Raw genomic sequence first — 12537 nt, forward strand, 5'->3', positions numbered from 1 at the left:
ACGGGTTTCCGGCAGGCAACCCATTCGTCATGATGGGTAGGGACGGGTGGCATCGTGTGCCGCCGGACCGAAAAAGGGGGAACAGGCCTTGCAGCAGACGGCACCGGGCGGGAATCCGGCCGACTACCTGGAGTCCGACCTCGCGGATCTGACCGAGGTGAGCGTGGCCGCCGTGCGCGCCCTCGCTCCCGCGCCCGGACCGCGTCTGCTGGCGGAGATCCGAAGAGCGCGTACCAGCACGCTGTCCGGCGAACCCCCCACCGCCCGCGCCGACTGAAGCCCTGCGGGCCGCCCCGGCCGGAGGATTCCGCCGGGCACGTCGGGACCAGGACAGAGGAGCGCGGGTGAACAGACCTATGCGGATGCCCGGCCGTTGGTTCGACGAACTCGCCTCCGGTGGCGGTTCGGCAAAGGCCGTGGCCTTTCTCGTGGACGCGGAGCGGGCCCGACGCCTGGTGCTCCTCGGTGAGCTGCTGGGACGGCTGGAGGAGCGGCCCGCGCTGCTCGGCCCCGCCGACCTGGACGCGATCTGGCGCACCGTCGAGAGCGCCGAGGCCCACCGGCCGGGCTCTGTGGAGGAGTTGCTGCTCAGCCCGCAGGTCGGCAGCTGGCTGGCCCATGCGCTGCGCCGGCTGCACGGCACCGCCGTCGGCTCTCCGCTGTGGGTGGAGACCGGGCACCTGGCCGCCGTCGCCGTGGTGGCCGCCCTGCGGGCCGGGACGTCCGCCGATCTGGTCGTGCCCGCGGGGGAGGGGGCGGTGGCCCTGCCGACGCTGGGTCTGGTCCGGCTGCCCGGCGCTCCGGCCCCGGGATTCCGGCCGGTGCGCGCGCTCGTCCGGGACGGGGAGCTGACGCTGACCGCTGCCGGGCGGGCCGTCGGCGCGCGGGCGTTCGCTCTGAGGCCGCTCGAAGCGCCGCCCAGCGCCCTGTGGTGCCCGATGCACCGCCTCCCGGTCCGGCCGGGCGGCCCCGCGGTGCCCCTCGACGACACCGACCCCTACCGCGACCTCGACCGGCCGATTCCGCCACGCCGGCTCAGCCCCGGCGAACTCACCGCCTGGCAAAGGCATTTCACCGAAGCGGTCACGCTGCTCGGCTCCGGCCCGAACGCCGGGGGCGCGGGGCCGGGCAGTCTGCGCCCCGAGGAGATCAGACGCATCGTCCCCTGGCCCGGACCGTTGCCGAACGGCCCGGTCGAGGGGCTCAGCGCCTCCACTGCGGACGCCTTCGGCTCCATGGTGGTGGCCGGGCCCCCGGACGGCGCGGCGCTCGCCGAGGCGATGGTCCACGAGTTCCAGCACAGCAAGCTCGGTGCGCTGCTCCACCTCTTCGCGATGCTCGACGAGGACCGTGAGGAGGCGCACTACGCCCCGTGGCGCTCGGACCCGCGCCATCTGCCGGGGCTGCTCCACGGGGCGTACGCCTTCGTCGGCGTCGCCGGGTTCTGGCGGGACCGGATCGGCGACCGGGCGGCCGACCCGCTGGACCTGGCGCCCTTCCGGTTCGCGCTCCGCCGCATCCAGACCCGGATGGTCCTGCGGACCCTGGCGACCCGGGCCGCGCTCACCGGACCCGGCCGCCGGCTGGTCGCCGGGCTCACCTGCACCGTCGACGGCTGGCTGCGCGAACCGGTGGACGGGCGGGCCGTGGCGCGGGCGCGGGCGGCGGCGGCCGGCCACCGGGTCGAGTGGCGGCTGCGCAATCTGCGGTGCGGAGACGAGGAGCGCGCCGCTCTGGCGGCGGCGCTGCGCTCCGGGGCCCCGCCGCCGCCCGTACGGCAGCCCCGCCTCGTCCCGGCCGCCGAGCGCACCCACTGGCGGGACGTGCGGGGTGCGCTCTACCTCCGCCCGGACGCCGCGCCGGACGGCGTCCGTCCGCGGGCCGAGCCGTGCCACGCCGATGTGCTGCTGGTCCGGGGCGAGGCCGCGTCGGCGCGGGAGGCGTACCGCGAGCGCTGGTCCGGCACACCGGGGGACCCGCATCTGCTGGCGGGCTGGCTGCTGGCGCACACCGCGCTCCACCCCGGCCACCGGCGGCTCCTCGCCCGCCCGGAGAGGTTCGCCGCCGCCGTCGCGGGGGTCGGACCGGACGGGTGGGAGCGGGCCGCCCGCCGGCTGGCCGGGCCGGCGTCACCCGCCTGAGCTGGCCCGATGTGCCGTACGGAGCCCTCGCCGAGCCCCGTCGCGCGTGAGGCGCATCACGCTGAGTGAAATTCTCGGCATACATTTTGCCGGACTGGGGAGGGGTCCAGGCCGCTGGTGCGCCGTATCCCGGTCCACCGCGCAGCACGCCCCGGCCGAACCGGAGGGGGCATTTCAGGCACGGAAGGCGAAAATCGACATGTCGGCGCTCAGCTCCATCCACATCGACGGCACCTGGCGGGCCGCCGGATCCGGCGCGACGCGCGAGGTCCTCGACCCCGCCGACGCCACCGTCCTGGCCGTCGTCGCTGAGGGCGGCGTCGAGGACACCGATGCGGCGATCGCGGCGGCGCGGCGCGCCTTCGACGACGGCCCCTGGCCGCACAAGCCCGTCGCCGAGCGGGCCGGGCTGCTGCGCCGGGTCGCCGAGCTGCTCCAGCGGGACCGCGAGGAGATCGCGATCACCGAGAGCCGCGACACCGGCAAGACCCTCGAAGAGGGCCGGGTCGACGTCGACGACGTCACAGGCGCCTTCCGCTACTTCGCCGACCTCGTGATGAACGAGAGCGGCGGCCGGGTCGTCGACGCGGGCGACCCCGAGATCCACAGCATCGTCGTGCACGAGCCCGTCGGCGTCTGCGCCCTGATCGCCCCCTGGAACTACCCCCTGCTCCAGGCCAGCTGGAAGATCGCCCCGGCCCTCGCCGCCGGCAACACCTTCGTGCTCAAGCCCAGCGAGGTCACCCCGCTCTCCACCGTCCACCTGATCCGGCTGCTCTCCGAGGCCGGTCTTCCCGACGGCGCGGCCAACCTGGTCACCGGCGCGGGCGACCCGGTGGGCGCCCGGCTCTCCGAGCACCCGGATGTCGACCTGGTCTCCTTCACCGGCGGCCTCGCCAGCGGTACGAAGGTGGCCCAGGCCGCCGCGCCGACCGTGAAGAAGGTGGCCCTGGAGCTCGGCGGCAAGAACCCCAACGTGGTCTTCGCCGACGCCTGCGCCACCGAGGAGGGCTTCGACACGGCCGTCGACCAGGCGCTGAACGCCGCGTTCTTCCACAGTGGCCAGGTCTGCTCCGCCGGGGCCCGCCTGATCGTCCAGGACTCCGTCAGCGAGCGCTTCGTCACCGAGCTGGCCCGCCGCGCCGACGCCATCCGCCTCGGCCGGGGCACCTTCGACGGCGTGGAGTGCGGCCCCCTCGTCTCCGCCCAGCAGCTCGCCAAGGTCGAGGCGTACGTCGCCTCCGCCCGCGCGGAGGGCGCGATCGTCCGGGCCGGCGGCGAACGCCCGGCCCCCAGCGACGTGCGGCCCGAGGGCGGCTACTTCTACCGGCCGACCGTCCTGGACGGCTGCCACCGCGGGATGAAGGTGGTCCGCGAGGAGACCTTCGGCCCGATTCTCACCGTCGAGACCTTCCGTACCGAGGAAGAGGCCATCACGCTGGCCAACGACACCGACTACGGCCTCGCGGGCGCGGTCTGGACGACGGACGCGGGCCGGGCCCGCCGGGTCGCCGGACGGCTGCGCCACGGCACCGTCTGGATCAACGACTACCACCCCTACCTGCCGCAGGCGGAGTGGGGCGGCTTCGGGAAGTCCGGCACGGGACGCGAGCTCGGCCCGACCGGGCTCGCCGAGTACCGCGAGTCCAAGCACATCTACCAGAACCTGAACCCGCGCCCCCAGCGCTGGTTCGCCGGCTGACGCCTGCGGGGACCGGGCCCCCTCTTCCGGGATCCGCCCGGTCCCGACCGGCTGTTCGCAGCACCACGCACACGCACGAACCTTGCAGAAGGAGCAGTGACCGATGCCTCCCACCCCCCGCAGCACCGCAGTCCCCGACGGCCCCGTGGCCGACTACGTGATCGTCGGCGGCGGCACCGCCGGATCGGTCATCGCCTCCCGGCTCACCGAGGACCCGGACGTCACCGTCACGGTCGTCGAGGGCGGCCCCACCGACATCGACCGCGACGACGTGCTCACCCTGCGCCGCTGGCTCGGCCTCCTCGGCGGTGACCTCGACTACGACTACCCCACCACCGAACAGCCGCGCGGCAACTCCCACATCCGGCACAGCCGCGCCCGCGTGCTCGGCGGCTGTTCCTCGCACAACACGCTGATCAGCTTCAAGCCGCTGCCCGGCGACTGGGACGAGTGGGCCGAGGCCGGCGCCGAGGGCTGGGGCGCGGCCGCGATGGACCCGTACTTCGCCAAGCTGCGCAACAACATCGTCCCGGTCGACGAGAAGGACCGCAACGCCATCGCCCGCGACTTCGTCGACGCCGCCCAGCAGGCGGCCGGAGTCCCGCGCGTGGACAGCTTCAACAGCAAGCCGTTCCACGAGGGGGTCGGCTTCTTCGACCTCGCCTACCACCCCGAGAACAACAAGCGCTCCTCCGCGTCGGTGGCCTACCTCCACCCGCACATCGAGGCAGGCGACCGCCCGAACCTCCGCATCCTGCTGGAGACCTGGGCGTACCGGCTGGAGTTCGACGGCTCCCGCGCCACCGGCGTACACGTCCGTACGAAGGACGGCGAGGAGATCCTGCTGCGCGCCGCCCGCGAGGTCATCGTCTGCGCGGGCGCGGTGGACACGCCCCGGCTGCTGATGCACTCCGGGATCGGTCCGCGCGCGGACCTGGAGGCGCTGGGCATCGAGGTGCGCCACGATCTGCCGGGCGTCGGCGAGAACCTGCTCGACCACCCCGAGTCCGTCATCGTCTGGGAGACCGACGGGCCCATCCCGGAGAACTCCGCGATGGACTCCGACGCGGGACTCTTCGTCCGCCGCGACCCCGGATCCCGGGGCCCGGACCTGATGTTCCACTTCTACCAGATCCCGTTCACCGACAACCCGGAGCGGCTCGGCTACGAGAAGCCCGAGCACGGCGTGTCGATGACCCCGAACATCCCCAAGCCGCGCAGCCGGGGCCGCCTCTACCTGACGAGCGCCGACCCCCGGGTCAAGCCGGCCCTGGACTTCCGCTACTTCACCGACGAGGACGACCACGACGGCCGCACCCTGGTCGACGGCATCAAGCTCGCCCGCGAGATCGCGCGCACCGAGCCGCTGGCCCACTGGCTCAAGCGCGAGGTCTGCCCCGGTCCCGAGGTCACCTCCGACGAGGACATCAGCGAGTACGCCCGCAAGGTCGCCCACACGGTCTACCACCCGGCCGGCACGTGCCGGATGGGGGCCGCCGACGACCACGAGGCGGTCGTGGACCCGCAGTTGCGCATCCGGGGCCTGGAAGGCATCCGGATCGCCGACGCGTCCGTCTTCCCGACCATGCCCGCCGTCAACCCCATGATCGGCGTCCTCATGGTCGGCGAGAAGTGCGCCGAACTCCTCGCCGACCGGGCGCGTCACACCGCGCCGGTCACCAGCACCAGCACCGGAGGCGATGTCCGATGACCGGAACCGAGACCCTCAAGGCCGCCGAGCCGGCCAAGGACGCCGGAGCCACCGCGCCCGACGAGAACGCCGTGTTCTCCGTCCGCAACCTCTGGAAGGTCTTCGGCCCCAAGGCCGACCGGATCCCCGGCGGCGAGCACGCCGCGCTCCCGCCCGCCGAACTGCGCGAGGCCACCGGCTGCACCGCCGCCGTACGCGACGTCTCCTTCGACGTCCGCAAGGGCGAGGTCTTCGTCGTCATGGGCCTGTCGGGCTCCGGCAAGTCGACCCTCGTACGCTGTCTGACCCGGCTCATCGAGCCGACCAGCGGCACCCTCGCCATCGACGGCGAGGACGTCCTCGCGATGGACCGCGCCCGGCTGCGCGAACTGCGCCGCCACCGCGCTGCGATGGTCTTCCAGCACTTCGGACTGCTCCCGCACCGCACGGTGTTGGACAACGTCGCCTACGGCCTGGAGATCCAGGGCCTCAGCAAGGCCGAACGCCGCGTCAAGGCGGCCGAGTTGGTGGAGAAGGTCGGCCTCGCGGGTCTGGAGGACCGCCGTCCCTCCCAGCTCTCCGGCGGCCAGCAGCAGCGCGTCGGGCTCGCCCGCGCGCTCGCCGTCGACCCGTCCGTCCTCCTCTTCGACGAGCCGTTCAGCGCGCTGGACCCGCTGATCCGCCGCGAGATGCAGGACGAAGTGGTCCGGCTGCACCGCGAGGAGGGCCGCACCATGGTCTTCATCACCCACGACCTCAGCGAGGCGCTGCGCCTGGGCACCCGGATCGCGCTCATGCGCGACGGCGGCATCGTCCAGCTCGGCACCCCCGAGGAGATCGTGGGCTCGCCCGCCGACGACTACGTCCGCGAGTTCGTCCGCGACGTGCCGCGCGAGCAGGTCCTCACCGTCGCCGGAGCCATGCGGCCCGCCCGCGCCGGGGAGAGCGAGCGCGGCCCGGCCGTGCGCCCCGACGCCACCGTCTACGAGGCCATCGAGGCGGTCTCCCGCTCCGGCGACCCCGCCGCCCGGGTGATGGACGGCGGCCGGCTCGTCGGCGTCGTCGACCACGCGTGCCTGCTGGACGTCGTCGCCGGAACGGCCGGTGCGACCCCGGTCGCGTCCGGTGACCCGGACGCGACCGGCCCCGACGCGCCGGACGGCTCCCGCGAGGTGACCCTCTGATGGCCACCGCACAGGCCACCCCGGCCCCCGCCACCGCGGGCGCGCGCCGGGGGCCGCTGGCCGCACTCCGCGACCGCCCGTCCGCCGCGAAACTCCTGCTGCTCGCGCTCGTCGCCCTGATCGTCGTCCCCGTCGTGCACAGCCGCTGGGGCGGCGGCAGCTGGCCCGGCGCGCTCACCGCCGACCTCTCCGCGCCGCTCGGCGACGTGACGGACTGGATCATCTCCAACCGCGACAGCCACCCGCTGTTCCTCTACTTCTTCGGCCACATCAGCAACGCCGTCGTGCTCTCCGTACGCGGTGTCTATCTGGTGCTCCTGGCCCTCGGCTGGGCCGGCGTCACGGTGTTCGCCGCCGCCGTCGCCTGGCGCGTGGCGGGCCTCAGGCTGGCCCTCACCGCGGCCGTCTCGTTCCTGGTCTGCGGACTGCTCGGCATGTGGGTGCCGACCATGCAGACGCTCGCGCTGATGGTCGTCGCGGTCCTCGCGTCCGTACTGCTCGGGCTGGTTCTCGGCCTGGCGGCCGGGCTGTCGGACCGCACGTTCCGTGTGCTGCGCCCGGTGCTCGACACCATGCAGGTGCTGCCCGCGTTCGCGTATCTGCTGCCCGTGGTGCTGGTCTTCGGCATCGGCGTGCCCGGAGCGGTCCTCGCCACCGTCGTGTACGCGGCCCCGCCGATGGCCCGCCTCACCGCGCTCGGCCTGCGCGGCGCGGACAGCGGCGTCATGGAGGCCGTCGCCTCGCTCGGCGCGACCGGACGCCAGCGCCTGCTGAGCGCCCGGCTCCCGCTGGCCCGCAAGGAACTGCTCCTGGGCCTCAACCAGACCATCATGATGGCGCTGTCCATGGCCGTCATCGCGTCCGTGATCGGCGCGGGCGGCCTCGGCGACCGCGTCTACCAGGCGCTGTCCTCCGTGGACGTCGGCGCCGCCCTCGCCGCGGGCATCCCGATCGTGCTGCTGGCCGTCGTGCTGGACCGGACGACCGAGGCGGCCGGCCGCCGCATCGGCGCCGAGCCCACCGGCCCGGCCCTGCTGCGCGGATGGCGCGGCTGGACCCTGGCCGCCGCGGCCACCGCCGTCGTCGCCGTCGTCGGACGGGCCACCGACGGCCGGGTCTGGCCCGAGGACGTCACGGTGGCGATCGCCGGACCGGTGAACACCGCCAAGGACTGGATGGTCGACCACCTCTACACCGGGGTGCCCGTCGTCGGCGGCACCGCCGACCTCGCCTCCCACTTCACCAGCGGCATCCTCAACCCGCTGCGCAGCGGCCTCACCGGGCTGCCCTGGTGGTCGGTGCTGCTGATCGTCGCCGCCCTCGCCTGGACCATCGGCACCTGGCGCACCGCCGCCACCGCCGTCCTCGCGATGGCCGGGATCGGCGTCCTCGGCGTGTGGGAGCCCTCCATGGACACCCTCAGTCAGGTGCTCGCCGCCGTCGCGGTCACCCTGGTCATCGGCTTCGGCGTCGCCGTCGGCGCGGCCCGCAGCGAACGCCTGGAACGGCTGCTGCGACCGGTCCTGGACGTCTTCCAGACCCTGCCGCAGTTCGTCTATCTGATCCCGGTCGTCGCGCTCTTCGGCGTCGGCCGCGCGCCCGCCGCCGCTGCCGCGGTCGTCTACGCGCTGCCCGCCGTCATCCGCATCACCACCCAGGGCCTGCGGGGCGTCGACCCGGCGGCGATGGAGTGCGCCCGCTCGCTCGGCGCGACCCCGGGACAGCAACTGCGCCAGGTCCAGATCCCGCTGGCCAGGCCCTCCCTGCTGCTCGCGGTCAACCAGGCCGTGGTCCTGGTCCTCGCCGTCGTCATCATCGGCGGGCTCGTCGGATCGGGCGCGCTCGGCTACGAGGTCGTCCTCGGCCTCGCCCAGGGCGACCTGGCCACCGGCCTCGTCGCCGGAGCCGCGATCGTCTGCCTGGGCCTGATGCTCGACCGGGTCACCCAGCCCACCACCCGCCGCCAGCGACAGGAGAGCTGAGATGAACCGCTCCCGTACGCGCCTGCTCACGGCGCTGTCGTCGGCCGCCGCCCTCCTCGCCACGGCGGGCTGCGGCGCCGCCGACATGACCAAGCAGTCCTCCCCGTTCGCCGCCCCCGCCGGGGTCAAGACGGTCACGCTCTCCGTCCAGTCCTGGGTCGGCGCCCAGGCCAACGTCGCCGTGGCCGAGCAGCTCCTCAAGGAGAAGCTCGGCTACCGCGTCGACCTCGTGCAGACCGACGAGGTGCCCGCCTGGGACGCGCTGAGCCAGGGCCGCGTCGACGCGATCCTGGAGGACTGGGGCCACCCCGACCAGGAGAAGCTGTACGTCGACGAGAAGAAGACCATCGTCCGCGGCGGCGACCTCGGCGTCACCGGTCACATCGGCTGGTACGTCCCCAAGTACTGGGCGGACCAGCACCCCGACGTCACCGACTGGAAGAACCTCGACAAGTACGCCGAGGAGCTGAAGACCGCCGAGAGCGGCGGCAAGGGCCAGCTCATGGACGGCTCGCCGTCCTACGTCACCAACGACGTGGCCCTGGTGAAGAACCTGGACCTGGACTACAAGGTGGTCTTCGCCGGTTCCGAGGCGGCCCAGATCACCCAGATCCAGCAGTTCGCCAAGGAGAAGAAGCCCTTCCTCAGCTACTGGTACCAGCCGCAGTGGCTGTTCAACGAGGTGCCGATGGTCGAGGTGAAGCTCCCCGCCTACACCGACGAGTGCGCGGCCAAGGACCCGGCGGACATCGACTGCGCGTACCCGACGACACCGCTGCAGAAGTTCCTCAACGCCGACTTCGCCCAGCGCGGCGGCGAGGCGTCCGCGTTCCTGAAGAAGTTCCAGTGGTCGGAGAAGGACCAGAACGAGGTCTCCGAGATGATCGCCCAGCAGAAGCTCACGCCCCAGGAGGCGGCGGACCGCTGGATCGAGCGCCACCCGGACGTCTGGAAGAAGTGGCTTCCGAAGAACTGACGCTCCGGCGCCCGGCTCCTCGGCGGAGCCGGGCGCAGGCGGCCCCTCGCGCTACCGCGCCCGGACCGTCGCCAGCACGTCCCGGTCCGGCTGGAGCGTCAGGCCCGTCACGGGGGTGATCCCGCCCGGGTCGACGTCCAGGGTGAAGCGGCGGGCCAGCACGGCCAGCAGGAGGACGGACTCCACCATCGCGAAGCGGGTGCCGATGCAGACCCGGGGCCCGCCGCCGAACGGGAACCACGCGTACTCCGGGATCGCGTCACCGGTCTCCGCGTCCCACCGCTCGGGCCGGAACTCCTCCGGCTCGGGGAACCACCGCGCGTCGCGTTGCGTGGCCCACTGGCTGCTCCACACCCGGGTCCCCTCCTCGATCGGCAGGCCCCCGATCGTCGCCCCCTCCTTCGCGACCCCGGTGATCAGCCAGACCGCCGGGTACAGCCGCAGGGTCTCCTTCACCACGGCCTGGGCGTACGTCAGCCGGGCGTAGTCCTCGAAGCCGGGCTCCCGGTCGCCGAGCACCCGGTCCAGCTCCTCGGCGAGCGCGTCGCGGACCCGGGGGTTGCGGGCGAGCAGATGCCACGCCCACACCAGCGTCGTACTCGTCGTCTCGTGGCCGCCGATGTACAGCGTGACCGTCTCGTCGCGGATCTCCTCGTCGCTGAGCCGCGTCCCGCTCTCGTCGACCGCGGTGAGCAACCGGCTGAGCAGGTCCGGGCGTTCCTCCTCGCCGTCCCGGTGCCGGGCGACCACCCGCCCCACCTCGGCGTCGATGACGGCGGCCGCCTTCCTGATGCGGGCCCGGCCGGGCGTCGGCACCCAGTCGGGGAGCAGCGCGCCGATCCCGGCGAACTCCTTGCCGATCTCCATCTGGGCGACGTCCATCGCCCGGCCCATCGCCTCGGAGTCCGCCGGGGTGTCCACACCGAAGATGGTCCGCACCGCGATCCGCTGCGTCAGCGCGGCCATCTCCCGCTTGACGTCGATCCGTTCACCGTCCGACCAGCTGTCCGCCAGCTCCACCGCGCAGTCCGCCATGGTGGCCGCGTACGACGTGACCTGCTTGGGCCGCACCGAGGGCTGCACCAGGGAGCGTTTGCGCCGCCAGTCCGGACCCCGCGCCACGATCATCCCGTTGCCCAGCACCGTCCGGAACGCCACACCGAGCTTCGGCTGGTCGAAGGTGCGCTCCGTCTCGGTGAGCAACTCGCCTATGCAGTCCGGATCGGCGAGGAACACACACCGGTTGCGGCCGAACCGCCAGCGCACCATGTCCCCGTGGCCGCGCAGGAGTTCGAAGAAGGCCAGAGGGTTCTTCGCGAACCGCGGAAGGTTTCCCAGGAACGGCAGCCCCTTGGGGCCCGGGACGAACGCATGGCCGCGAGGCTGGGTGTCGAGCGCCGGGCCGGTCTGCGTGGACATCGAGGAACTCCGCTCCCTGGGGCGCGCCACGGCCGGCGCGCAACCATCCGATTCCCATCGAACAGGATGAGGGCGGCACTCCACCAGGGCGGGGCCGGTGCCTGGCCGGAAAGCATCACCAGCCATGCGCGGTACGTGAGTTGTCGGGCCGAGACGCAGAACTCGGCTCGTCCGCAGAGGAGTTGCCGGGAGGCGTCGCCCGGCGTGCGAGAATCCCGCCATGCCGACCGATCCGCTGGTCTCCCGTGCCCGTGCGCTGTGGCAGGAGCTGGCCGCCGAACCGGACGCCGCCTTCGGGACCCCCGGCCGCCCGGCGGTGTTCGTCGCACCGGAGTCGTCCCTGGCGCCGCCGTCCTGGGTGGGCGTGGTGGCCGTCGGGGACGCCGCGCTGATCACCGCGCCGACCCGCCACGCCGCCCAGGCCGTACGGTCCGCACTGGACGGCCTGACCACCGACGGGCTCACCGATCCCACCACCGTTTCCGGACTGCTGCCGGTGGTCGACACCCTCGGGCCCGCCGCTCTCGGCTACCTGGCCCCGGACGGCCTCCGTCCCGGGACGACGGCCGCGGCGACCCCGGTGGGGAGTCTGGCTCCCGAACACACCGCCCTGCGGTCCCTGCTGGCCGAGGCGGGGCCGTCCGACGCGGGCGAGAGCGGCCTGGCCGACGTCACCTCACCGGTGTTCGTCGTACGCGACGGCACGGAGGTGCTCGCCGCCGCCGGCTACGAGCACTGGCCGCGGGACACCGCCCATCTCTGTGTGCTGACCGCCCCGGGCGCACGGGGCCGGGGCCTCGCCCGGCAGGTGGCGCACGCGGCGACCGCGCACGCCCTCACGGCCGGACTGCTGCCGCAGTGGCGGGCCCGCCCGCCCGCCTCCCGCCGGGTCGCGCGGGCGCTGGGCTACCGGGAGACGGGCCGTCAGCTGAGCGTACGGCTGACCTGAGCGGGCTCCGGCCCCTCCTCGCGGACCGCCGCTCCCGCCGCGCCCCCGCTCCCGGGCCGGGGCACCACGACGATCTGTACGTCGTCCTCGTACACGACCCGGCCGGGATCCGCCGACTCCAGCCGCTCGCACGGCACCCCGTGCGCGGCCAACAGCGCGAGATAGCCCGGGATCCGGTCGAGCAGATGCGTCGCCGAGGTCTTGAACCAGGCGACCGCACCGGGGTTCACCGCCGGGTCGTAGACCGTCGGGTCGACGCGCGAGGGGTCGGGGTAGGCCGCGTCGTACCAGTCGTTGCCCGCCCGCCAGAAGCGGTGCTGCTCCTCGGTCAGACGGCCCTGCCGGGCCAGGCCGTTGGCCAGCGCGAAGATGCCCGGGAAGTGGCCCCGGGGGCTGCGCCCGGTGCCCTGGAACCGTACATACGTGCTCGTCCCGCTCATCCCGTTCCCTTCGCGACGGCCGGTGAGAGGCCCAGGGTAGGGCTCGTTCGGACG

At 73.6% G+C, this 12537-nt stretch carries 10 protein-coding genes; 8 read left to right on the forward strand and 2 right to left on the reverse strand.

Annotation, left to right across the window (positions count from 1 at the left end; all coding sequences use genetic code 11):
• Nucleotides 1-88 precede the first annotated feature (88 nt).
• From ACH4UK_RS15000 to ACH4UK_RS15030, 7 genes are all read left to right on the forward strand, one after another.
• The gene (locus ACH4UK_RS15000) at nucleotides 89-277 is read left to right on the forward strand and encodes a hypothetical protein (RefSeq protein ID WP_398356472.1); all 189 of its coding nucleotides are present in this window, start codon (nucleotides 89-91) and stop codon (nucleotides 275-277) included.
• 67 nt (nucleotides 278-344) lie between these two features.
• Nucleotides 345-2141, forward strand: a complete 1797-nt coding sequence (locus tag ACH4UK_RS15005) for an aKG-HExxH-type peptide beta-hydroxylase (protein WP_398356473.1) — start codon at nucleotides 345-347, stop codon at nucleotides 2139-2141.
• A 199-nt stretch (nucleotides 2142-2340) separates the two neighbouring features.
• Nucleotides 2341-3843 carry an aldehyde dehydrogenase family protein gene (locus ACH4UK_RS15010; RefSeq protein WP_398356474.1) on the forward strand — a complete coding sequence of 501 codons (1503 nt, stop codon included), beginning with the start codon at nucleotides 2341-2343 and terminating at the stop codon, nucleotides 3841-3843.
• A 103-nt stretch (nucleotides 3844-3946) separates the two neighbouring features.
• A complete protein-coding gene (locus tag ACH4UK_RS15015; RefSeq protein ID WP_398356475.1) occupies nucleotides 3947-5554 on the forward strand; it encodes a GMC family oxidoreductase in 1608 nt (535 codons plus the stop codon).
• On the forward strand, nucleotides 5551-6717 hold the full coding sequence (locus tag ACH4UK_RS15020; RefSeq protein WP_398356476.1) for a glycine betaine/L-proline ABC transporter ATP-binding protein: 1167 nt from the start codon (nucleotides 5551-5553) through the stop codon (nucleotides 6715-6717). The genes ACH4UK_RS15015 and ACH4UK_RS15020 overlap by 4 nt, the downstream gene beginning before the upstream one ends.
• Nucleotides 6717-8699, forward strand: coding sequence for an ABC transporter permease (locus tag ACH4UK_RS15025; RefSeq protein ID WP_398356477.1), 1983 nt, complete (start codon nucleotides 6717-6719; stop codon nucleotides 8697-8699). Before ACH4UK_RS15020 ends, ACH4UK_RS15025 begins: the two co-directional genes overlap by 1 nt.
• A gap of 1 nt (nucleotide 8700) precedes the next feature.
• On the forward strand, nucleotides 8701-9675 hold the full coding sequence (locus tag ACH4UK_RS15030; protein ID WP_398356478.1) for an ABC transporter substrate-binding protein: 975 nt from the start codon (nucleotides 8701-8703) through the stop codon (nucleotides 9673-9675).
• A gap of 51 nt (nucleotides 9676-9726) precedes the next feature.
• Here ACH4UK_RS15030 and ACH4UK_RS15035 read toward each other — a convergent pair whose 3' ends face one another.
• A complete protein-coding gene (locus ACH4UK_RS15035; protein ID WP_398356479.1) occupies nucleotides 9727-11094 on the reverse strand; it encodes a cytochrome P450 in 1368 nt (455 codons plus the stop codon).
• 220 nt (nucleotides 11095-11314) lie between these two features.
• Here ACH4UK_RS15035 and ACH4UK_RS15040 point away from each other — a divergent pair, with 220 nt between their 5' ends.
• On the forward strand, nucleotides 11315-12043 hold the full coding sequence (locus ACH4UK_RS15040; protein WP_398356480.1) for a GNAT family N-acetyltransferase: 729 nt from the start codon (nucleotides 11315-11317) through the stop codon (nucleotides 12041-12043).
• On the opposite strand, the gene ACH4UK_RS15045 is transcribed toward ACH4UK_RS15040, so the two are convergent.
• On the reverse strand, nucleotides 12019-12483 hold the full coding sequence (locus ACH4UK_RS15045) for a hypothetical protein (protein WP_398356481.1): 465 nt from the start codon (nucleotides 12481-12483) through the stop codon (nucleotides 12019-12021). The two genes, ACH4UK_RS15040 and ACH4UK_RS15045, sit on opposite strands and share 25 nt — an antisense overlap.
• Nucleotides 12484-12537: the final 54 nt, after the last annotated feature.

It is taken from the genome of Streptomyces sp. NPDC020884 (genome assembly GCF_044333935.1).
Classification (GTDB): Bacteria; Actinomycetota; Actinomycetes; order Streptomycetales; family Streptomycetaceae; genus Streptomyces.